Source organism: Dactylosporangium aurantiacum (assembly GCF_000716715.1).
In the GTDB taxonomy this organism is placed as follows: Bacteria; Actinomycetota; Actinomycetes; order Mycobacteriales; family Micromonosporaceae; genus Dactylosporangium; species Dactylosporangium aurantiacum.
Genome location: NZ_JNYJ01000009.1, coordinates 41,575 through 62,733, shown reverse-complemented (window position 1 = coordinate 62,733; position 21,159 = coordinate 41,575). Strand labels below are relative to the sequence as shown.

Sequence of the window (21,159 nt, the reverse complement as noted above, 5' to 3'; positions counted from 1 at the left end):
GACCGCGGTCGGCCCGGATCCTGCCCGGCGAATGAGCGCCGAACGGGCCGTCTTCCTGCCACGCGACCTGGTCGGATACGGGTACCGGGCCGCGGTGTGGCCGTTCCACGCCGTCGTGTTCGGCAGCATGGTCCGCAACATTCCGCGCACCGCCGATGGGGTCATGCGTCTACCCGGTCATCATCGGGCAAACGCGGCCTGACCACTCGCCATTGGAACGGTCGTGGCTGCCCGGCCGTCGGGAGGAAGGCGTGCACGGCGATCGCCACCCAGACGATCCCGTTCGCCACGCCGAAGAGCACGTCCGACGGGTGGTGCATCCCGCGGTACATGCGCGACGCGCTGATGAGGAACGGCAGGGACATCAGCACGCTGAGCAGCGCCACCTTGAGCACCACATTGCGCATGCGCCAGCCGATGATTACTGCCAGCGTGCCGTACAGCGCGACGGCCGCCCCGGCGTGCCCAGATGGGAAGCTCGACGTCGGCGGCGCGGGGTCCAGGTGCGGCACGTCCGGCCGCTGCCTGTGAATCACGAACACGACCAGCAGGAACACCGTCTCCTGCAGAGCCACGGCCGTCACCAACGTCACCGCCTCCGCCCACCGGCGGAAGATCCACCGCATCAGCAGCACGGACACCAGCAGCACCGGAACGACCGTCGAGGTGTCGGACGCCATGCTCATCAGGTGGGTGGCGAAATTCCAGTCGTGGGTGCGGCCCTCGGCGAAGCCGCGGTTGACCTCGTCCTCGCCGGCGATGATCCCCCGAAGCGGACGGGTGAGCAGCAGCCCGCACCCGACGAGGACCAGGTACACGATCAGGCCCGGCGCCACCACCCGGCGCAGAACGTGCCGGCCCGCCGCCCGGAAATTCATGACATCACCCGCTCAGCATCCTCAGGGTCGACACCCTCCAGCGGATCATGCGGCGGCCTCCCGACATCGCGTCGCCAGGTCTCGAACGCGGCGACGGTCGCAGCGACCAAAGCCCCGGCCACCAGCCAGCCTGCGACCACATCGCTGAGGTAGTGGACGCCCAGAGCGATGCGGTCGAACCCGGTCAATACGATCACGAACGCCCCGGCCAGCCACAACATCAGCCGCGACCGGGCGCTGCGCACCACAGGCAGCAGCGCGAGTGCCAGCACAAAGACGCCGACGGCGCTGTTCAACGCATGACCCGATGGGAAGCTGTAGCCGGGTGCGGTGTCCAGCGGCAGGTCGAACGACGGACGGGTGCGGGCCACGAGCAGCTTGAGGGCGAAGCCGAGGAAGCTGCCGGCGGTCATGGTGATCGCCGCCCACCAGGCAAGCCGGCGCGCGCCGCGCACGAACAGCACGACTACGAGCACGGCGACCGCGGCCCGGAAGACCCGCGGGTGCAGCACGTCCTGAACGACGAGCAGCACGCTGAGCAGCGCCGGCCGCGACCCGACGGCTCCGTGCAGGTAATCGGCGACCCACAGGTCGAGCTGGTGCACCGGCCCCCATCCACTGCGCACGGCCAGGGTCAGAAGCGTCACCGGAACCGCGATCACGAATGCGGCCAGCGCCGCCAGGGCGAGGCGCGGGCGCAATCGCAGGCGGTGCCAGCGCCCCGTCAGCGTCGAATCGGCAGTGTGGGCCACCCCGAGTTGGTGCCCAGAAGGCGGCCAGATCAACCAGAGCGCCTCCGCGATCACGGAAATGCCGGGCTCGATTCCGCATCCTGAACCTCGTGGAGGTTGCGCATCGCCTGGAGGCCAGGGCCTCGCCGGGCTGGGTCGCCGCGCCGCCCGGGGACAGCATCCGCAGCACGTCGCAGGCTGACACGCGCCGGTGCGGATCGAGCCGACCAGGCGCAGCAGGTCGGCACCCCCGGCATTGCTGTCGGACGCGGCGCCCATGCTCACCGACGCCGCCGCGATCGTGCTCGCGTTGGTCGCGACGCGGCTGGCGGCCCGGCCACCGAAAGGCGGCTACACCTACGGCCTGAAACGCGCCGAGATCCTCTCCGCCCAGGCCAACGGCCTGGGGCCCTGCTGCTGCTCGGCGGGTGGCTCGGCTACGAGGCCGTGCACCGGTTGCTGGACCCGCCGCTGACCGCGGGCGGGCTCGTGTTGGCCGCGACCGAGCAGGGGTGGTGGTCAACGTCGCCGCCGCGTGGTGCATGTTCCTGCTGTCGAGGCGGCCGGCAGACCCCAGACGGTAATGGTGGCGTGTCATGCAACACCGTGAACGTTCGTGGTCAGAGCACTAGCGGATCTTGGGTGCGGTCGGGGACGGCGCGGAGCCAGTCGAGGGTTTCGACCAGGTCGGCTGTGGCCCGGTAGCTCGTCAGGAGCTTGTCGTATTTGGTGACCAGCCCGCGCCACTGCTTGCGGCGGCCAAAGCCGCGTTCGACCTGGTTCCGGCGTTTGTATCGGTCCGGGTCGAACGCGGGTCGCCTACCGCCGCGTGATCCTTTCCTTGCCCGGTTGGCGATCTGGTCTTTCGGCTGCGGGGTCACCGCGACAATCCCACGAGCCCGTAGCGCCGCCCGGTTCGCCTTGGACGAGTACGCCTTGTCCGCCGTCACCGAGTCCGGCCTCTTCCGCGGCCGGCCCACCCCACCCGGCCGCGTCACCGAAATCTGCTCCAGCGATGCGATCAACTGTTTGGTGTCGGCAGCCTGACCGGGCGTGATCCGCGTGGCGAGCGACCGCCCGCGCCCGTCGGCCATAGTGTGGACCTTCGTGGTCAGTCCCCCACGGGAGCGACCCAGGCCTTGCCGCGCCTGCGAATCAGCCGGATCGAGCCCCCTTTACGAGCCCCAGCGGCATGCTGATGCGCCCGGACCACCGTCGAGTCCGCCTGCGCTTCCCAGTCGATGTCACCATCCACCTCCGCAAGGGCGATCACCTGCTGCCGCAGGCGGGCCCAGGTCCCGTCCTCCGCCCATCGCCGGAACCGCAGACGCGCCGCCCGCCACGGCCCGTACCGCTCCGGCATGTCCCGCCACGGCAACCCGGTTCGCTCCACCCAGCAGATCCCGTTGATCACCTGCCGGTGATCCCGCCACCGCCCGCCGCGCCCGCCCTGCACAGGCAGCAACGGCTCCAGAATCGCCCACTCACGATCGGTCAGATCGAAACGCGCCACACCGGTACGACGACCCAACCCCAAGATCCGCTAGTCACCGCCTAGTCGGCGTCGCGGTCCCGTGGTGGGTCGGCGAGCTCCAGCTCGTAGTGGTCGCCGTGGCGCTGGAAGCCGAGGCGGCCGTAGTACGGGGCGACCATGCCCGGCGGGGTGCGGACGCGGTGGTAGCCGCGGGCGGTGAGCAGGCCGCTGCTGCGGAACACGAACTCGCCGGGGCTCACGTCGCGGAAGCGTTTCGTGACGTAGTCCAGCTCGATCTGGGCGACGCCCTCACCGGCGGGGCGCAGGAAGAGCACGCCGACGACCTCGTCGCCGCGCATGATGAGGAACGCGGCGCGGTCGGGGGCGTCGTCGAAGCGGAACGACGGGTTGAACTTCGCCAGGTCCGCCCAGTGCACCCGCAGCACGTGGGCGAGGAACGTGTCGTCGGTGCCGACCTGCACGACCGTGTAGGTGGCCTCGTCGTGCCGGGTCGTCAGGATCTTGTACAGGTGCCAGGCGTTGACGCCGGTCATCGCCGCGTTGAGGCCGACCATCGGCCAGACACTCAACGCGGCGTTGTAGCCGACGAGGACCACGGACCCGATCAGGTTGAGCACCCGCAGGCGCAGCAGACGGGCCTGCGACAGCGACCAGACGAGCACCACCGAGCCGGCCCAGCCGACGACATCGAGCCAGTCCACCGCTGCAGGATAATGGCCTCAGGACATCGTGTACGGCGTGTGGCGCTGTTCGAGGGAGCCGAGAGGGTCACGGACCCGGTTCTTCGCCGCGTCGGTCCGCAGGTCCGCGAGGTGCTGGGCGAGCGCGACCATCGTCATCGTCGGGTTCCACGAGCCGCCGCGCGGCCAAAGGGAGCCGCCGGTGACGAAGACGTTGTCGACGCCGCGCGGCCGGTAGTCCAGGCCGACCGGGGCGTCGTCGTGCTCGCCGATCCACATGGTGGAGCCCTCGTGGACCAGGGCCGGCACCCGGATCTGGTCGGTGGGCGGGCGCTGCGGCAGCCAGCGGCCGTGCCGGCCGTCGGTGTCGACGTGCCAGTACTCGACCCGGCCGGCGCCGGCGGGTGACAGCACCTCCTCCAGCATCGCGAAGGTCGCGGTGTCCATCGTGTGCCAGGTGGACGCGTCGCGGTCGTTCTGCACCACCTGCAGCAGCACGTTGGTGGTCGGGTCGTCGGCGTTGGGCCCGTCGGGGTGCCGGTGCAGCCAGTTGTCGGGGTTGTCGGCGTCGAGCTCGCCGAGGACCGCGCAGACGAACACGACGTGGTCGGTCGACGTGCGCAGCTGCTCCGGCGTCGCGGTCGCCACCACGTCGGGCATGTGCCGGGCCGCGGTCTGCGCGTTGCGTTGCGGGTCACGGTCGGCCAGGACGGAAAGCTGCACGTGGAACTGGCCCTGGCTGCCCTCGTCGAGCCCGGCGAGGTAGATCGCGCCCAGCTCCAGGTCGCCGATCTCGGCGGCGAACGGGTAGTCCTGCCGCGGTACGCGCGCCACGACCGCGCTGATGAAGTGGGCGGTGAACCGCTCACCCGCCCGTTGCAGCCGCGGGAACGAGTTGAGCATCAGCGTGGTCGGCGGCAGGGTGCCCATGGCGAGCACCACGTCGGCGTCCCCGACGGTGATCATGCCGCGGCTGGTGTCCAGCGCGGTCGCCCGGCCGTCCTGCGACACGACCCGCCGCACGGTGCAGCCGGTGAGGACGTGCAGCGGGTTGCCGTGGCCCTCGACGGCGAGCCGGCGCTGCCGGTCGACGAGGCCCAGCAGCGGGCCGGGCGTGGCGAACTTGTCGAAGTCCAGCCCGTGCAGCTGCGGGGCGCCGACGGCCAGGGGCGCCGGCATGACCCGGGTCGCGGCCGGGATCCGGTCCAGGTGCGCGCCGAGACGTTCGGTGAGCCGGTGCTGCAGCGCCCCGAAGATCGGCCGGTACCCGGGCGGCGGCGCCGTCGGGCCGCTGTCGATGTCGTTGGCCGACACGACATTGAGCAGCCGCTCGGCGGACTCGAAGTACTCGTGGGCGACGTCGATGACCGGCCGTGGCCAGCCGGCCATCTCCGCCTCCGTCGGCCGGGGACACCATGCGCTCCACATGATGGACCGGCCGCCGACGAACGGCACCATGCCGTGCTGCCAGCGGATGTGCTTGCCGTTGACGGTCCGCGACGACAGCGTCCACGGGAACGTCTCGGACAGCCCGCCGAGGGTCTGCTCGTACGGCAGCGGCAGGTTCTGGAAGTGCTCGGCGAGGAAGAAGGTGCCGCGCTCCAGCATGAGGATCCTGGCCTCCGGGCGGCGCTGCAAAACCCGCTCGGCGAAGGCGAGCCCGCAGTGGCCGGTGCCGATGACGATGTGGTCGAAGCGTTCCTGGGCGCGGATGCGCTCCCAGTCGTCGGCGCCGACGAAGAAGACGTTGTCCATCACGTCCTGGCCGGTCGGCTGCTGCGGGCCGGGGACGGGGTAGCCGTAGTTGGCGTTCGGGGTCGAGGCTGCGGTGTGCATGGGGCTGAGACCTCCGGGCTGGTGGGTCGAGGTCCAAACCAAAGGGAGGAAGCCGGCACCAGCGAGCCTACCGGCGGCGGCACCACCGGACCGGCGTATTGATCATCCGGTGCCGGGCCGGCCGAGACCGGCCTCGCGGGCCACGTCGATCGCGTGGGCCCGGTCGGCGACCTGCAGCTTGGCGAAGATGTTGGAGACGTGGTTGCGCACGGTCTTCTGGCTCAGCCCGAGCCGCTGCGCGATCTGCGGGTTCGTCAGGTGCTGGGCGACGAACCCGAGGATCTCGTGCTCGCGCTGGGTCAGGCCGGGGATCGTGGGCGCCGGCGGCTCCCGGTCGACGGCGGCGAAGTAGCCCATCAGCCGGGTCGCGATCGCCGGGCCGAAGATCGCCTCGCCGTCGGCGACGACCCGGACCGCGCGGATGATCTCGACGCGTCTGGCGCCTTTCAGCACGTACCCGCGGGCGCCGGCCCGCAGCGCGGCGAACACGGAGTCGTCGTCGTCCGCCATGCTCAGCACCAGGACCCGCACGTGCGGGCTGGCCTCCAGGATGCGCCGGGTCGCGGCGATGCCGCCCATGCCGGGCATGGCGAGGTCGAGCAGGACGACGTCGGGCTGGTGCCGGGCGAGCGCGGTCAGCGCCTCCTCGCCGCTGGCGGCCTCGCCGCACACCTCGATCCCGTCGGCGGTGGCCAGCAGCGCCCGCAGCCCGGCCCGGAAGTGCGCGTGGTCATCGACGATCAGCACCCTGACGCTCATGCCGTCACCTCCGCTGCGCTCCGCTGCGCTCCGGCGCCGGCCTGAGCTCCACCCTGCGCCCACGGTTCGCGGCTCCTCGCTCCGCTGCGGCCCGCTCACGCCGTCACCTCCGCTGCGCTGCGGGCCGCTCATGTTGCTGCTCCAACCGGCAAGTGTGCCGTCACGGTCGTCCCGGCCGGCGATGAGACCACCTCGAGGGTGCCGCCGAGCTCGGCGGCGCGTTCACGCATCGAGTGCATGCCCACCCCAGCGCCGATCGCCGTCCCCGGCGCCGCGGTGGCGGCGCGGCCGTCGTCGGTGACCGTCACCAGCAGGTGCCCGCCGTCCAGCCGCAACCCTAGCCGCACCGCGGTGGCGCCGGCGTGGCGGCGTGCGTTGGCCAGGGCCTCGACGGCGATCATGTACGCGGCGACCTCCACCGCGGCGGGCAGCACCGGCAGCTCCTGGGGCGCGTCGACGCCGACGTGCGGGCCGCCGGGCGGCCAGCCCGCGAGGTGCGCGGTGAGCGCGCCGCGCAGCCCGAGCGTGTCGAGCGCCGGCGGGCGCAGCCCCTCCACCAGACGGCGCACCTCGACGACGGCGGCCTCGGCGTCGCGGACGATCTCCTCCAGCAGGCCCTGCGCCGCCTCCCCCGCGCCGACCGCCAGGGCGGCCTCGGCGCGCATGGTGAGCCCGGCGAGGGTCGGGCCGAGCCCGTCGTGCAGGTCGCGGCGCAGCCGGCGGCGCTCCTCCTCGCGGGCCTGCACCAGCTGCTCGCGGGAGCGCTGCAGGTCCGCCGCGAACCGCCCGGCCTGCACGGCCGGGCCGATGTGCCGGGCGACGTCGGTGAGCAGCCGCAGGTCGCGGGGGCCGAGCGCGGCCTCCCCGGGACGCGGCCCGATGAGCAGCGTCCCGACCGTGTCACCGCCGGCGACGAGCGGCAGCTCGACCGGGTGCGCGGGCCGGTTGCCGATCTCGTAGGAGCGGCCGCCGTCGGTGTCGATGCGCACGTACGACAGCTGCAGCGCCTCGCGGACCGTGGCCGTGCTCGTGGCCAGCACGGCCAGCGGGTCCTGGACCTCCGCGAGCCGCTCGCCGAGTCTCGTCAGCACGGTGTACGGGTCGTCGCGCTCGCCGTACACGAGCAGGTTCACGCGCCGCTGGACGCGGTGGCGGGCGGTGCCGAAGACGAGGGCGGCGGCGACCGCGGCCACCACCGACGAGGCGCCCAGGTAGCCGACGATGACTAGGTACGCGCAGCCGACCCCGCCGGTCAGCACGACGAACACAGCGGTGCGGCTGATCAGCAGGTCGATGTCGAACAGCCGGTGCCGCAGCACCGCGACCCCGATCGCGGCGGGGATGCCGGCGAGCGAGACGCTGCCGGCGAGGTCCCACCACACGTCGTCGTACGGCCAGATCCGGTCCGGGTCGCCGTCGGTGAGCCCGGCGCCGAGCCGGCCGAGGACGACGAGCGCGACGAGCCCGATCGAGTACGCCAGCCAGCGCGCCTGCGCCCGCCGGGCCCCGGTCGCGGTGACCGCCTCGGCGACGACCCCGGCCGCGCCGGCGACGAACAGCAGCCCGGCGCCGGCGGTGAACACGGCTCCGTGACCGGCGCGACGGCGTGCAGCGCGGCCACGCCGAGCGGGTTGGCCAGGCCGTCGGGGCCGACCTGGTCGTTGTGGCCGGGCCGCAGCGCGCCGGTGACCGCGGCGGCCGCGCCGAGCCCGGTGACGGTCCACAGCGCCCTGGCCATCCACCGGCCGGGCCGGCCGTCGGGGAAGAACGCGGGCAGCGCGGCGAGCGCGAGGTTCGCCGGCGCCCACAGCCACGTCTGCGGCCACGCCGCCGCCGTCGCGCCCGGCAGGCCGCGGATGGCGTACTGCCCGAACGCCTCCAGCAGCACGAAGCAGGCGGCGCCGAGCAGCAGCAGCCGGCCGAGGGGGTTGGCCGGCCGCTGCCGCAGCACCAGCCCGCCGGCGACCGCGCAGGCGGCGACGGCGAGCAGGTGGCTGACGCCGGCGAGCGGGGCGCCGTTGCCGATGGCCAGCCAGACCGCCACGCCCGCGACGGCGAGCGTGGCCCAGGCTGCGCGGTGCATCGCCTCAGACCCTAACGATCACGGTGTCCCGCCGTCCCGGGACTTTGTCCCGCGCAGGCCGAGCCCGAGCCCGGCGACGAGCACCCACACCGCACCCGGGTACAGGGCGCCGTACTGGGCGGGGAACGCCTGGGTCGCGGCGACGAGCACGGCGAGCACGGCGCTGACCGCGGCGAGCCAGCGGCTGGCCGAGCCGTGCCGGAACCCGCCCACGGCGACCGCGGCGGCGCTGAGCCCGGCGCCCGCCCACAGCCAGGCGATCGTGTTGTAGACCTCGATCATCGCCGCGATCGTGTCGGGGTCCCAGCGTTCGGGTTCGCCGAGGGCCCAGTACAGCTCGGTGCAGATGCCGCCGCCGACGAGCGTGGCCGCGGCGACCAGGCCGACCCCGGCGGCCGCGACGACGGGCACGAGGCTGCCGGCGGGTTCCTGCACGGCGAGGTGCCGCCGCAGGCCGGCCGCGAACACGACCAGGCAGGCCGCGGCGAGCACGCAGCTCACCTGGTACACCCAGACGAGGTCGCGGTGGGCGACGATCGCGGCGACCAGCTGCGCGTTGTCCTTGATGCCGTCGCCGACGTCGGCGGTGAGGTTTGCGCCGAAGCCGATGCCGAGGAGCCCGACGAGGCCGCCGGCGGCGCCGGTGAGCGCCCAGCCACGCCGCGGCGTGGTGCGGATCTGTGTGGTGACGTTGTCCATGCCGGTCAGCGTCGCGGCACCGTGTCCCGGGCCGCATGGGGCGGCGGGCCCCGCCGGCCCGGGACAACGTCCGCGTCAGGGCGCGGCGTGCGTGGCGAGGAAGCCGGTGACGGCCTTGGCCGCCTCCGGCGCGCCCTCGCCGGTGATCGTCAGCAGGGCGGTGCCGTGCAGGCGGCCGGGGACGAGCGTGATGCCGCGGCGCTTGTCGGTGGTGGCGTCGTACATCGCCTGGGCGTCCGCGGCGAACGACGTGTCGCCGGTGGCGGCGACGTACAGGACGGGGACGGTCAGCCGGGGCACGGCTGCGGCGGCGTCCTCCCCCGCGTACGAGTCCGGGGCGGACAGGCTGATCACGGCGGTGACCGGCGGGGTGGCGGCGGCCGCCGCGACGAGGGCCGCGGTGCCGCCGCGGGAGGCGCCGATGAGCACGACGCGTTCGACGCCGAGGGTGCGCGCGTACGCCACCGCCGACAGCACGTCAGCGGACGGCGTGCCGCTCTCGCGGCGCTGCGAGCGGCCCTCACCGGCGAAGTCTAGGGCGAGGACGCGGTAGCCGGCGGCGGCCTCCTGCCTGGCCCAGGACAGCCACGAGCAGGCGTCGGCGCTGGCCTGCGGGGCGAGCACGAGCACGGTCCGGCCGGTGCCGAGCAGCAGGCCGGTGAGGAAGGCGCCGGTGCCTTGGAACGCGACCTGCTTGTCGTTGAGCTCGGGGTCGGCGCAGCGCCGGTCGGTCGGGCTCGGCGCGGCCCGCGCCGTCGGTGATTCCGCCGCGGCCGACGACGTGGCGGCGTCCGGGGTGGCGGGGTCGCTGCCGCAGCCGGCGAGCACGAGTGCGGCGAGCAGCGTCGCTGCGATGCGTCTCATGCTGGTCTGACCGCCGGGACCGCGACCCGGTTGCATCCCGCTACCGGACCGTGACCTGCCCGGGCTGTTCGGTGGCGACGACGATGACGAGCGCGCCGCCGCCGGCGTCGCAGACCAGCCAGGCGTGCGTGGCGTAGGTCTGCTGCGTGTACTGGGCGCCGCTGGGCACGTGCTGGTACCGGACCCGTTTGCCCTCGAAGTCGAGCCAGTACACGGTGACGAAGTCCTGCCGCGCGTTGACGAACGTGACCTCGGTGGCGGCGCCCTGGGTGCCGGACCGCAGCGTGCCCTCCTCCGCCAGGGGACGGGTCGCCAGCTCGGGCCGCGCGGTGCTCGGCGACGTCACCGCCCCGGGCCGGTCCGGCAGCGCCGGCGGCGTGGACTGGGCGGCGGCGGTCGGCTTCGGGGTAGCGGCGGTCGCGCCGGTGCCGGCGGCGGCCGGCGGGTCGGCCCGACCGGCGTTGCCGTTGCCGTCGTCGCCGGCACCGAGCCGGACCACGAGGACGGCGGCGCCGACGAGCAGGGCGAGGACGCCGAGGATCGCCCCGCCGACGATCCACGGCAGCGCACCCGAGGCCCGCGCCGGCTGCCCGGGCGGCGTCCACGGCTGCGCCGGGGGCGGCGGTGCCCACGACCCGGGCGGGGATGCCGGCTGGCCGGGCCCGGCTCCGGGCTGCGGCCCCGGCGGTGGCGGCCACTGACCGGTGGGCTCGGGCCACTGACCGGTCGGCTGGGCCGGCCACTGGCCGGCGGGTTGGGGCTGTTGCGCGGGGTGCGGGCCGGACCCGCGCGGGTCGGCGGGAGGCACGGTCACGGCGGCAGCGTATCGCCGGCGCGGCGCCGGGCGGATCAGCCGACCATCGACGCGCCGCACCGGTTCGGTCACTCTCGCAGCAACCGCAGCGAATATCACCCCCGCACGCGGTGTAGCGGCTAAATTACCTTCAGTAGGTGTTTGTCCGGAAATATGCGTACCAGAGGGGCCTGATGCCCGTGCTCACCAGATCCGCTCGCCACGTCGTCAGGGCCGGTCTCGTGCTGGCCGTGGGGATCGCCGTCGCCGGCGCGGCCGGCGGGACGGCGTGCGCGAGCCCCGCCCAGCACTCCCGGCCCGGCCCGGACGGCGGCGCGAAGGTGCGGACGTTCGACATCCCCGCCCCCGCCGGCGACGGCAGGACCAACGACCGCAAGGCCGGCCGGACCCCCGCCCAGCCCAAGGCCAACCCCGCCGCGAAGGCCAGGGCCGCCGCGAAAGCCAGGGCGAAGGCGAAGATCAAGGCGAAGGCCGCGGCGAAAGCCAAGGCGAGGGCCAAGGCCAAGGCGAAGGCGAACGCGGCGGCCACCCAACGCAACCGGGTCACGCGCCAGCGCCCCGCGACACCGAAGACCACCGCGCCCACCGGCACCGCCACGCCCTCCACGGGCACCGCGACGGATCCCACCGGCACCGGCACGACCGCCGCCGGCCCGGCCGTCACCGCGGCGCCCGTGGACGGTGAGGTCAACGACGGCATGCTCGACGCGGCCGAGGATCCCGCCGCCGCCGCGCAGCAATCCGCCGCCGCGCAGCAATCCGCCGCGGCGCGGCATCCCGCCGCGGCGCGGCATCCCGCCGCCGCACGGCACCCGGCGGGCGTCACGCAGCAGACCGGCCGGACCGGCCCGGTGCGGGTGGCGCAGCAGGCCGGGCGCGGCCTCGACAAGGCCCGCGACACGCCCAGGCAGCCGGTGGCGGGGCCACCGCGGGCCCAGGCGATCGGTGAGGCGGGCGGCCGGATGGGCCTGCCACGCGGTGCCGCCAGCCGGCCGGCGATGGCGGACGCCGCCCGGGACGACAACCGCGGGTCGACCGGCACGCTCGTCCTGCTCGGCCTGGGCGCCCTGTCCGCGGGCCTCGCCGCCTTCGGTGTCGCCCTCGTCCGCCGCCGGCCAGCCGCCTGACCCGCCGCCTGACCCGCCGCCGGCCAGCCGCCTGACCCGCCGCCGGCCAGCCGCCCCACCGGACCGCGCCGCCGCACCGGACCGCGCCCCGGACCGCGCCGCCGCACCGGACCGCGCGCAGGCCGGAAGCGTGGCGCCCCGACCCGGTCGCCGGAACGACCGGGCCGAGGCGTTCCCGCCCCAGGGGCTCAGCCGAAGACGCGCAGCTCGTAGATGCGGGTCGCGGTGTCCGCGGTCTGCGTCGGGGTGGTGACGTTCAGCCGCACGTACCGGCCGGAGACCCCACTGACCGGGTGGGTGGTGTTCGCGGCGGTGTTGCCGGTCACCGTGACCGGCGTGCTCCAGGTGCTGCCGTCGGCGGAGACCTGGATGGTGAACGCCCTGGTGTTGTAGTCGGCGGGCTCGCCGCCGGCCTGGGCGTGGGCCAGCTCGAAGCGGCTGATCGCCCTGGTGGCGCCGAGGTCGACCTGCAGCCACGCGCCGGCGACGCCGGAGCAGAACTTGTCGGGGTTGCCGCCGGAGGTGCTGCCGTTGACGGCCTTCTCGGGGCCTTCGGTGGCGGCGCAGGGGGTGCTGCCGGTGGCGGGGCGGTTCAGCGCCAGGTTCACCGGTGCGGTGGCCGAGCCGTAGGCCTCCAGCTCGTAGATGCGCGTCGCGCCGTCGGTCGTCTGCGTCGGCGTGGTGACGGTGAGCCGCACGTACCGTGCCGGCGTGGCGGTGAACTGGTGGACGGTGACGGGATCGGCGTTGTTGGTCACCGTCACCGGCGTCGACCAGCTGCTGCCGTCGGTGGACAGCTGCACGGTGAACGCCCTGGTGTTGAAGGCGGCCTGCTCGCCGCCGGCGCCGGCGTGCTTGACCACGACCTTGCTCACCGTCTGCGTGGCGCCCAGGTCGACCTGCAGCGACGCGCCGGCGGTGGTGGAGCAGAACTTGTCGGTGTTGCCGCCGGTGACGCTGCCGTTGACGGCCTTCGCGGGTGACTCGTCGGCCGCGCACGCGGTGGACCCGGTGGCGGCCTTGCCCTGGGCCAGGTTCACCGAGGGGGCCGGCGGCGTGGTGTGGTTCGAGGACGGCGGGGTGTCGCCGGCGCCGGTGCCCCACGTGCCGGGCGTGCCGGCGACCGTGTAGGCGAGGTTGCCGCCGTGGGCGATGTCGGCCTGCGACAGCCAGGTGCGGGTGAACGCGGTGCCGCCGAGGGACGCGGTGGCGATGTAGCGGTTGCTGTCGCTCACCGACGGCGCGGTGATGTTCAGCACGCCGCCCTGCTGGCTGCCGTACGTGCCGATGGTGACCTTCGCCGACGGGAACTGCGGGGTGCTGACACCGTAGAAGTTGGCGCCGTTCATCAGGGGGTACAGGCCGAGCGAGGAGAACACGTACCAGGCGGACATGGTGCCGAGGTCGTCGTTGCCGGTGACGCCGTTGGGGCCGTTGGTGAACAGGGTGTACGCCGCCCGCAGCACCGTCGAGGTCTTGTACGGCTGCCCGGTCCACAGGTACGTGTACGGGGCGAGCAGGTCCGGCTCGTTGTTCGGGTTGTACGTGGTGAAGCTGTAGTAGTCGTAGGCGCCGTTGACCCACGTGTTGTGCGCGGTCCCGGACGGGTCGGTGAGCAGGTTGCCGTAGGCGAAGAACTGGTCGAGGCGGTTGTTCGTCGCGGCCTTGCCGCCGAGCAGCGAGACGAGGCCGTCAGGGTCCTGCGGGACGAGCCACTGGTACTGGTAGGCGCCGGCCTCGTGGAACGTGTGCGAGCCGTCCGTCGGCGAGTACGGGCTGCCCCAGGCGCCGTTGGCGTTGCGGGGGCGGAAGAAGCCGATCGACGGGTCGAACAGGTTGCGGTAGTTCTGGCCGCGGGCCTCGAACATGGTCGCGTCGGCGGTGTTGCCCAGCGCGCGGGCCATGATGGCCAGGGACGAGTCGGCGGCCGCGTACTCCAGCGTCGCCGAGCTGGGGAACTTGCAGTCGTGGTCCATCGGCAGCACCGGGTTGCACGTCACGCCGGTCGGGATGTAGCCCAGCGCCGCGTAGTACGGGTTGCCGTTGCGGCCGTTGACGTTCGTCGGCACGGCCGTGGCGTTCCTGCGCAGCGCCGTGTACACCTGCGACTCGTACCCGTTGAGCAGCCCACGCGCCCAGAGGTCGACGAGGAACGGGGTGACGGGGTCGCCGGTCATGGTGTTCGTCTCGGTGTTGGCCAGGGACCACTTCGGCAGCCAGCCCAGCTCCCGGTCCACCGCCAGCAGCGACAGGCCGTAGTCGCGGGCCACCTGCGGCTCGAGCAGCGCGACGAGCTGGTTCTGCGCCCGGTAGGTGTCCCACAGCGAGAACGTCTGGTAGGGCGTGTACCCCGACGCGGTGCGCACCACGTTGTCGAAGCCGCGGTACTGGCCGTTGACGTCGCCGGCGAGGTTGGGGTGCAGCAGCGAGTGGTACAGCGACGTGTAGAACGCGACCTGCCGGTCGGTGCTGCCGCCGTCGACCTCGGCCTTGTGCAGCTTGGCGTTCCAGGTGTCGCGGGCGGCGGTGCGGATCGTGTCGAAGTCGAACCCGGCGGCGCTGGTCTCGGCGGCGAGGTTGGCCTGGGCGCCGGCGATACCGGTGTAGGACAGGCCGACCTTGGCGGTGACCACCCGGTCCGACGACGTGTCGAACCGGACCCAGCCGCCCTTGGCGCCGCTGCCGCCGGAGGTGCGGCTGCCGCCGGTGAACGTGCTGCCGGACCAGGTGCCGAACGACGCGAACGGCCGGCTGAACCGCGCCGAGAAGTACACGGTGTGCGCCGGCGAGTTGGCGCAGAACCCGGCCGTCGTCACCGACCCTTCGACGGTGTCGCTGCCGACGATCGAGATCGACGAGGACTGCGCCCCGGTGCCGCTGCCCCGCGCCTGGGCGGTGTTGAACAGCACGTTGGCCTGGGTGCTCGCCGGGAAGGTGTACCGCTGCCACCCGCTGCGCAGCGTCGCGGTCAGCTCGGTGGTGACCCCGTTGGGCGTGGCGAGCCGGTAGTAGCCCGCGGTCGCCTGCTCCTGGGCGTGGTTGAGCGGCTGGCCGTAGGTGTTGGGGTCGGCGGAGCTGACCGCCCCGACGGTCGGCATCAGCGGCACCTCGCCCTGCACGGGGCAGCCGACGCCGGACAGGTGGGTGTTGGAGAAGCCCCACACCTTGCCGTGGTCGTAGTTGTACCCGGTGCCGTGCCCGGTGTCGGGGCTGACCTGCACCATGCCGAACGGCAGGGCCGCACCCGGGAACGTGTTGCCTTCCTTCTGGGTGCCGATCATCGGGTTGACCAGCGTGGTCAGGTCCGCCGGCACGGCCGCGTGGGCCGGCGGCGCGGACAGCCCGGCGACCGCTGCCGCGACCGCCACCAGCAGCGTGCTGAACCGCAGTCTTCTCACAAACGCTCCGATCAGGGGTGCCACTCGGCGGGCCGCGCCCGCCGGCGGCACCGCTGGGGTGCGCCGTGACGTACGGCCGGTGTCGTGGGATTGCCGTTGGGGGACGTGCGGGATCACCGGCACCGGACCCCGGCGCGCCGCTCGCCGGAGCCGCCGCCGGCGCGTCGTGCCGGATCGTGCTCATCGCATCTGGGGGAAGGTTGCGAGGCTTCCTTGCAGGGAAGACTGGCCGCCGCCACGAGTTCTGTCAATACTTGACATTTGCTATGACCGTCGATCCGCACACGAAAAGACCCGGCCGCCGTGAGGCGGCCGGGTATAGGCAGTGTCTTCAAGGGTCATAGCCATTGCAGGAGCGCGGCGATGGTGACGGTGGCTTGGAACGAGGTTGCGGTCTTGTCGTAGCGGGTGGCCACGGATCGGCATTGCTTGAGCCGGTTGGAGCAGCGTTCCACGACATTGCGGTGCCGGTAGGTGCCGGGATCGAACGCTGGCGGCCGCCCGCCATGGCTGCCGCGGCGGCGCCGGTTCGCCTGCGGGTCAGCACGTTCTGGGATCGTATGGCCGATGCCGCGACGTCGCAGCAGGTCGCGGATGGCCTTGGTGCGGTAGCCCTTGTCCGCGATGACGTGCTCCGGGCGGACCCGGACCCGGCCGGGCCCGCGCCGAGCGACCCGGAGCGACCCGGATCGTGTCGAGCACGTGGTGAAGCGGGTGCAGTCATTGACGTGCCGCCGGTGAGGACGAACCCGAGCGTGCGGCCGGCGCCGTCGCAGACCAGGTGGATCTTTGTGGTCAGTCCACCTCGAGATCGTCCGACGGCGTGAGCCGGTGCCGAACCGGTGCCCGATTCGCCGGGTTCGAATCGCCCCCTTTACCGCCACCAGCGGCATGCTGACGCGCCCGCATGATCGTCGAGTCCACCATCACCAGCCAGTCGATGTCCCCAGCCGCGTCAGCGTCAGCGTGCATCCCCGCCAACATCCGCGTGAAGGTGCCATCCAGAGCCCACCGCCGGAACCGGGTGTACACCGACTGCCAGGACCCGTACCGATCCGGCACATCACGCCACGGCGCACCGGACCGCACCTTCCACACGATGCCGTTGAGCACCCGCCGGTCATCCCGCCGCGGCCGACCACCCGTCACCACCGCCGGCAGATACCGCGACAGCGACTCCCACCCGGCATCCGTGAGCTCATACCGGCGAATCACGGTTCAGATCATGCCCGACCCGTGATCCTTTGAAGACACTGCCTAGCGGTCCGGTCGATGTGTCGTCACCCGGGGCGGGTGACGGCGGTCAGCCGATGACCGCGCGCAGCAGGATGATGGCGAGGAAGACGACGATGAACGCGAGGTCGATGCCGACGCCGCCGAGGCGCAGCGGGGGCAGGGCGCGGCGGACCGGCGCGAGGATCGGCTCGGTGACGGCGAACACGGCCGCGGTCACCCGGGACCGCACCGAGCCCTGCACCGACGGGCCGGCGAGCACGACCGACCAGTCCAGCACGGCCCGCGCGATCAGCAGCACCTGCAACAGCAGCAGCACCAGACTCACGATGCCGAGAACAAGACCCATGTGGTGCCTCCAAAACGGTGCGGTGCATCAACTGTGCGTCACGGATCTGTGGATCGGCTGAGTGCCGGCTGAGATTTGGTTCATGATCGGGGTCGGCGTGCCGATGCCGCGAGTGTGAGCAGGGTTGCTGGCTGGCGTCCGACGGGTGTGGTGCTGGCCGCGGGTGTGGTGCTCGTCATGGCCGAGGCGTGGTTCGCGGTGGGGTTGGCCCGGCCGACGCCGCCGCTGGTGAGCTGGGTCGCGGTGCCGGCCGCGGTGGGGTTCGCGGTGTACGCGTGCTGGGCGACCAGCACCGCCGCGGCACTGGCGCCGGCCGCCCGGCGGTTCTGGCGGCACATCGGGCTCGGCATGGTCTTCATCGGCCTGGGCGGCGCCAGCAACGGCGTCGACATGGTCCTGGGCCGGGTCGCGCCGCAGCACGTCAGCGGGCTCACCGCGGCGGTGTACCTGGCGGGGCTGCTGGTGATGCTGTGGGGGCTGCTGCGCATCCCCGGCGCCCAGCGCAGCCGCGGCGAGTGGCTGCGCTTCGGCCTGGACACCGCGACCGTGCTGGTCACGGTGATCACGTTCGCCTGGCACTTCGTGTTCCGGCACTGGGAGCGCTGGTCCGGCGGCAACACCACCGGGACGTGGGCGGTGCTGGCGATCGTCGCGACCGGGTCGGTGTGCGTGTTCGCCTTCATCAAGGTGGCGTTCACCGGCACCGGGCCGCTGGACCGGCGGGGGCTGTACCTGCTGGCCCTCGCCGGGGGCGGCGGCGCGACGGGCGGGGCGCTGACCCCGCTGCTGACGGACCGGCCGCACCTCAACGGCACCCCGGTGGTCCTGCCCCTCACCTGCTTCATCCTGTGCCTGGCCGCGGACCGGCAGCGGCGCGCGGCCGGGGTCGAGCCGCCCGTGGCGGTGCGCCGGCCCCGCCGGCCGTTCGTGCCGTACCTGGCGGTCCTCGCCACCGGGACGCTGCTGCTGGCCGACGCGGCCGACGGCGGCGACGACGTGCTGGGGGTCGCCCTCGGCACGGTGGTGCTGGTCCTGCTCGTCGCCGGCCGGCAGGCCGCCGCGCTGCGCGACAACGCGGTGCTGCTGGACACCCTCGACAGCCGGCTGCGGGAGCTGGAGGAGTACCAGCAGACCCTCGCGTGGCAGGCCACCCATGACGCCCTGACGGGCCTGGCGAACCGGCGGCTGCTCACCCAGTACACCGACGACGTGCTGCGCGCCGGGCAGGACACGGTGGCGGTCGCGCTCATCGACATCGACGACTTCAAGGGCATCAACGACGACCTCGGCCACGCCGTCGGCGACGCGCTGCTGAGCGCGGTCGCCACCCGGCTGTCGCAGCTGCGGCCCGCCGACGGCCTGGCCGCCCGGCTCGGCGGCGACGAGTACGCGCTGGTGTTCCGTGCCGCCGGCGAGCACCGGGCCCGGCAGGTCCTCGCCGGCGTCACCGCGGAGCTGCGCCGCCCGCTGGACGCCGGCGGGCACGCCCTCGTCGTCGAGGCGAGCATCGGCCTGGCCCTGTCGCCGGGCGGCCCGCCGTCGCTTGGCGGCCCGCCGTCGCTTGGTGGCCCGCCGTCGCTTGGTGGCCCGCCGTCGCTTGGTGGCCCGCCGTCGCTTGGCGGCCCGCCGGAGGTCACCGGCGAGGAGCTGCTGCGCCGCGCCGACGTCGCGATGTACGAGGCGAAGGCGCAGGGCAAGGGCCGCCGCGTCACCTACGAGCCGGCGCTGGACCAGCACAGCGCCGAGCAGGCCCGCACCGCCGCCGACCTGCGCGTCGCCCTGGACACCGGGCAGCTGCGGGTGTACTACCAGCCGATCGTGCGGCTGTCGGACGCGCGCACGGTCGCCGTGGAGGCGCTCGTACGGTGGCAGCACCCGCAGCGCGGCATGATCCGGCCGGACCTGTTCATCCCGGCCGCGGAGCGCACCGGCCTCATCGTCCCCGTCGGGCAGTGGGTGCTGGCCGAGGTGTGCCGGCAGGCCGCCCGGTGGCGCGACGAGCTCGGCGCCGACGCGCTGCGGTACGTCTCTGTCAACGTCTCGCCGCGGCAGCTGCGGGAGTCCGGCTTCGCCGCGCAGGTCCAGGCGACCCTGGCCGCCGCCGGCCTGCACCCGCGGCACCTCACCGTGGAGGTCACCGAGACGGCCGTGTTCGACGGCGGGTCGGGCCTGGAGGAGCTGCGCCAGCTCAAGCGGCTCGGCGTGAACGTCGCCCTCGACGACTTCGGCACCGGCCACTCCTCGCTGGGCCTGCTGCGCACCTGCCCCGTCGACGTGCTGAAGGTCGACAAGTCGTTCATCGACAACATCACCGACCAGGGCGAGCACTCGGTCATCGCCGAGGCGCTCATCGGCATCAGCGACGGGCTGCGGCTGCGGGCGGTCGCCGAGGGCGTCGAGACGGAGGCGCAGGCGGAGGTGCTGCGTCGGCTCGGGTACCGCTACGCGCAGGGCTACCACTTCGGCCGCCCCATGCCGGCGGACCAGCTGCCGGCCCACGTGCGCGCCACGGCGGCCGCCGTCAGCTGAGACCGAGGTTCCAGTGCTCCGGCAGCGGCGCGGCGCACACGGCGCAGACGAGGTCGCCGTCGTGCACGACGTTGCGGGCGGCGCAGGCGGTACAGCGGCGGAAGACCACCTCGTCGGTGAACCCGCCCGGGTGCGGCGTGCCGGCCGCGGTGAGGGCCGCCGCGACGGCCGGCCAGCTGCCCGCCGCGTCGGGGCAGTAGCCCGTGGACTGGTTGCTGACCCGGTCGACGCGCCAGCCGGCCGCGGTCCGCACGAACCCCATCTCGCCCGCGGCGAGCACGTCGCCACCACCGGCGCAGGCCACGTGCTCGCTGCGCCGCGGCGCGAGCCGCAGCACCCCGCCGCCGTCGACCACGAACGTGAACGGCTCGGCGAGCTCCCGCGGGTCCCGTGCGGCCAGCCACGCGTCGAGGTCCGCCGCCCCGCGGACGACCCCGACGCCGACCGGCGCCAGGCCATGCAGCTCGCCCGGCCCGACGTAGGCGTACCGGCGCGTCATGCGGCGAGCCGACCGGCCGCGACGGCGCGCACCTCAGCGGTCTCCAGAGGGTCGTCGCGCAGGCCGGCGAGCCGGTCCCGCACCAGCGGGCTCAGCGGCGCGTGCTCGGCGGCGTACCGGCGCACGTCGCGCTCGCAGTCCCACAGCCCTTCCGTGAGCGGCGCTTCGCAGCCGTCCGGGTCGAGGGTGTGGGCGGCGCGCAGGCAGGCGGCGCGCTCGGACGAGTGCGGGCTGAACCAGGCCCGGCGCAGCTTCGGCAGCACCGCCCGGGCGCCGCTCCCGCCGATGCGGGCCAGCCCTTCGGCGAGCAGGCCGTAGCCGCACAGGTCGTCCCCGCGCCGGTCGAGCCACGCCCACGCGGCGAGGAGAGCCGGCACGTCGGACTCGTCACCGTGCCCGGCGAGGATCGCCGCCGCCGTCCACGCCATCGGGTGCCCGGGCCGCGCCGCCCACTGCCGGGCGAGCGGCACCGCCGCCGCTCCCAGCTCCTCCAGCGCGGCGCCGAGCGGCCCGCGCAGGCGGGCGGGCGGCAGGTCGGCGGCGGCGAGGTCCAGCAGCGCCGGCTGCGGACCACGGCGGCGCAGTTCCCACAGCGCGGCCGGTGACCCGCCGCCGCCCGTGCGGACCGCGGCGAGCAGCTCCTCGTCGGTGGCGTCGCGCAGCGGCCGGCCCGGGCACCGCGGCAGCGGGGACGCCTCGACCAGCACGGCGACGCGGGCGTCCTCCGCCGCCCACTCCTGCCACAGCTCGGCCGGCCAGGCACCGCCGATCACGTCGAGGACGTCGGACCAGCGCGGGCCGTCGCGGACGTACTCGCGCAGCACCTCGACCGACGCGTGGTCGCCCGCGCGGCCCAGGGCCACCAGCACGTCGAGGGTGTTGCCGAAGGCGTTGTCCTCGTCGGCGGGCCCGCGCAGCACGGCGGCGAGGCGCGCGACCGGCAGCCGCAGGTCGCGGACGAGCCGCGCCAGGTAGACGGCGCGCTCGTCGACGGCCCAGTGGTAGCGGTGGTCCCGCTCGACGCAGGCCGTCACCGCCGTCGCCGGGTCCGGCAGCTCCGCTACCCGCGCGGCGCCGCGGCCGAGGCCGCGTTGCAGGGCGCCGGTCGTCGTCGAGGGCGGGTCGTAGAACCAGATGTGGAGAGGACACCACGGCCGGGAATCGGCGGCGAACGGTTTTCGCGGG

At 73.9% G+C, this 21,159-nt stretch carries 17 protein-coding genes and 2 pseudogenes; 3 read left to right on the top strand and 16 right to left on the bottom strand.

Annotated features, from left to right (window positions below; genetic code table 11):
• Window positions 1–161 precede the first annotated feature (161 nt).
• Window positions 162–839 carry a phosphatase PAP2 family protein gene (locus OP18_RS12640; protein WP_162189785.1) on the bottom strand — a complete coding sequence of 226 codons (678 nt, stop codon included), beginning with the start codon at window positions 837–839 and terminating at the stop codon, window positions 162–164.
• A gap of 35 nt (window positions 840–874) precedes the next feature.
• Complete coding sequence (locus OP18_RS12635; protein ID WP_211273520.1) at window positions 875–1,684, bottom strand: phosphatase PAP2 family protein; 810 nt, start codon at window positions 1,682–1,684, stop codon at window positions 875–877.
• 136 nt (window positions 1,685–1,820) lie between these two features.
• Here OP18_RS12635 and OP18_RS55055 point away from each other — a divergent pair, with 136 nt between their 5' ends.
• Window positions 1,821–2,084: a cation efflux transmembrane domain-containing protein gene (locus OP18_RS55055; RefSeq protein ID WP_245635360.1), complete on the top strand. Its 264-nt coding sequence runs from the start codon at window positions 1,821–1,823 to the stop codon at window positions 2,082–2,084.
• 145 nt (window positions 2,085–2,229) lie between these two features.
• Here OP18_RS55055 and OP18_RS55050 read toward each other — a convergent pair.
• The 9 genes and pseudogenes from OP18_RS55050 to OP18_RS52360 form a co-directional block, all read right to left on the bottom strand.
• Window positions 2,230–3,122, bottom strand: a pseudogene (locus OP18_RS55050) (IS5 family transposase).
• Window positions 3,123–3,163: 41 nt separating this feature from the next.
• A complete protein-coding gene (locus OP18_RS12615; RefSeq protein ID WP_033359029.1) occupies window positions 3,164–3,805 on the bottom strand; it encodes a hypothetical protein in 642 nt (213 codons plus the stop codon).
• Window positions 3,806–3,823: 18 nt separating this feature from the next.
• On the bottom strand, window positions 3,824–5,620 hold the full coding sequence (locus OP18_RS12610) for a GMC oxidoreductase (protein WP_063745502.1): 1,797 nt from the start codon (window positions 5,618–5,620) through the stop codon (window positions 3,824–3,826).
• A 102-nt stretch (window positions 5,621–5,722) separates the two neighbouring features.
• Window positions 5,723–6,379: a response regulator gene (locus OP18_RS12605; protein ID WP_033359028.1), complete on the bottom strand. Its 657-nt coding sequence runs from the start codon at window positions 6,377–6,379 to the stop codon at window positions 5,723–5,725.
• 128 nt (window positions 6,380–6,507) lie between these two features.
• The gene (locus tag OP18_RS60505) at window positions 6,508–7,125 is read right to left on the bottom strand and encodes a sensor histidine kinase (RefSeq protein WP_245635372.1); all 618 of its coding nucleotides are present in this window, start codon (window positions 7,123–7,125) and stop codon (window positions 6,508–6,510) included.
• Between the two features lie 536 nt (window positions 7,126–7,661).
• Window positions 7,662–8,462: a hypothetical protein gene (locus OP18_RS60500; protein WP_245635359.1), complete on the bottom strand. Its 801-nt coding sequence runs from the start codon at window positions 8,460–8,462 to the stop codon at window positions 7,662–7,664.
• Window positions 8,463–8,480: 18 nt separating this feature from the next.
• Window positions 8,481–9,161, bottom strand: coding sequence for a hypothetical protein (locus tag OP18_RS12595; protein WP_052386621.1), 681 nt, complete (start codon window positions 9,159–9,161; stop codon window positions 8,481–8,483).
• Window positions 9,162–9,236: 75 nt separating this feature from the next.
• Window positions 9,237–10,025: an alpha/beta hydrolase family protein gene (locus OP18_RS52365; RefSeq protein WP_052386620.1), complete on the bottom strand. Its 789-nt coding sequence runs from the start codon at window positions 10,023–10,025 to the stop codon at window positions 9,237–9,239.
• Between the two features lie 40 nt (window positions 10,026–10,065).
• Window positions 10,066–10,839, bottom strand: a complete 774-nt coding sequence (locus tag OP18_RS52360; RefSeq protein ID WP_156089477.1) for a VHL beta domain-containing protein — start codon at window positions 10,837–10,839, stop codon at window positions 10,066–10,068.
• 179 nt (window positions 10,840–11,018) lie between these two features.
• On the opposite strand from OP18_RS52360, the gene OP18_RS52355 reads away from it, so the two are divergent.
• Window positions 11,019–11,966, top strand: coding sequence for a hypothetical protein (locus OP18_RS52355; RefSeq protein ID WP_162189784.1), 948 nt, complete (start codon window positions 11,019–11,021; stop codon window positions 11,964–11,966).
• A gap of 188 nt (window positions 11,967–12,154) precedes the next feature.
• Here OP18_RS52355 and OP18_RS12575 read toward each other — a convergent pair whose 3' ends face one another.
• The 3 genes and pseudogenes from OP18_RS12575 to OP18_RS12565 all read right to left on the bottom strand — a co-directional run bounded on the left by OP18_RS12575 (window position 12,155) and on the right by OP18_RS12565 (window position 16,946).
• Window positions 12,155–15,364, bottom strand: a complete 3,210-nt coding sequence (locus OP18_RS12575; RefSeq protein ID WP_052386617.1) for a GH92 family glycosyl hydrolase — start codon at window positions 15,362–15,364, stop codon at window positions 12,155–12,157.
• A gap of 338 nt (window positions 15,365–15,702) precedes the next feature.
• A pseudogene (locus OP18_RS57080) lies at window positions 15,703–16,579 on the bottom strand (IS5 family transposase).
• 88 nt (window positions 16,580–16,667) lie between these two features.
• Entirely contained in the window at window positions 16,668–16,946 is a 279-nt protein-coding gene (locus tag OP18_RS12565; RefSeq protein ID WP_033359026.1) for a YggT family protein, read from the bottom strand.
• Window positions 16,947–17,060: 114 nt separating this feature from the next.
• Between OP18_RS12565 and OP18_RS52350 the strand changes: the two genes are divergently transcribed.
• A complete protein-coding gene (locus OP18_RS52350) occupies window positions 17,061–19,475 on the top strand; it encodes a putative bifunctional diguanylate cyclase/phosphodiesterase (protein ID WP_156089474.1) in 2,415 nt (804 codons plus the stop codon).
• Here OP18_RS52350 and OP18_RS12555 read toward each other — a convergent pair.
• The gene (locus OP18_RS12555) at window positions 19,468–19,974 is read right to left on the bottom strand and encodes a hypothetical protein (protein ID WP_033359025.1); all 507 of its coding nucleotides are present in this window, start codon (window positions 19,972–19,974) and stop codon (window positions 19,468–19,470) included. The two genes, OP18_RS52350 and OP18_RS12555, sit on opposite strands and share 8 nt — an antisense overlap.
• Window positions 19,971–21,008, bottom strand: coding sequence for a hypothetical protein (locus tag OP18_RS12550; RefSeq protein WP_052386615.1), 1,038 nt, complete (start codon window positions 21,006–21,008; stop codon window positions 19,971–19,973). The genes OP18_RS12555 and OP18_RS12550 overlap by 4 nt, the downstream gene beginning before the upstream one ends.
• Window positions 21,009–21,159 lie beyond the last annotated feature (151 nt).

Coding starts and splice junctions, on each gene's coding strand:
- OP18_RS12610 (WP_063745502.1), bottom strand. CDS start 5,620: ATGCACACCGCAGCCTCGACCCCGAACGCCAACTACGGCTACCCCGTC.
- OP18_RS12605 (WP_033359028.1), bottom strand. CDS start 6,379: ATGAGCGTCAGGGTGCTGATCGTCGATGACCACGCGCACTTCCGGGCC.
- OP18_RS60500 (WP_245635359.1), bottom strand. CDS start 8,462: ATGCACCGCGCAGCCTGGGCCACGCTCGCCGTCGCGGGCGTGGCGGTC.
- OP18_RS12595 (WP_052386621.1), bottom strand. CDS start 9,161: ATGGACAACGTCACCACACAGATCCGCACCACGCCGCGGCGTGGCTGG.
- OP18_RS52365 (WP_052386620.1), bottom strand. CDS start 10,025: ATGAGACGCATCGCAGCGACGCTGCTCGCCGCACTCGTGCTCGCCGGC.
- OP18_RS12565 (WP_033359026.1), bottom strand. CDS start 16,946: ATGGGTCTTGTTCTCGGCATCGTGAGTCTGGTGCTGCTGCTGTTGCAG.
- OP18_RS12555 (WP_033359025.1), bottom strand. CDS start 19,974: ATGACGCGCCGGTACGCCTACGTCGGGCCGGGCGAGCTGCATGGCCTG.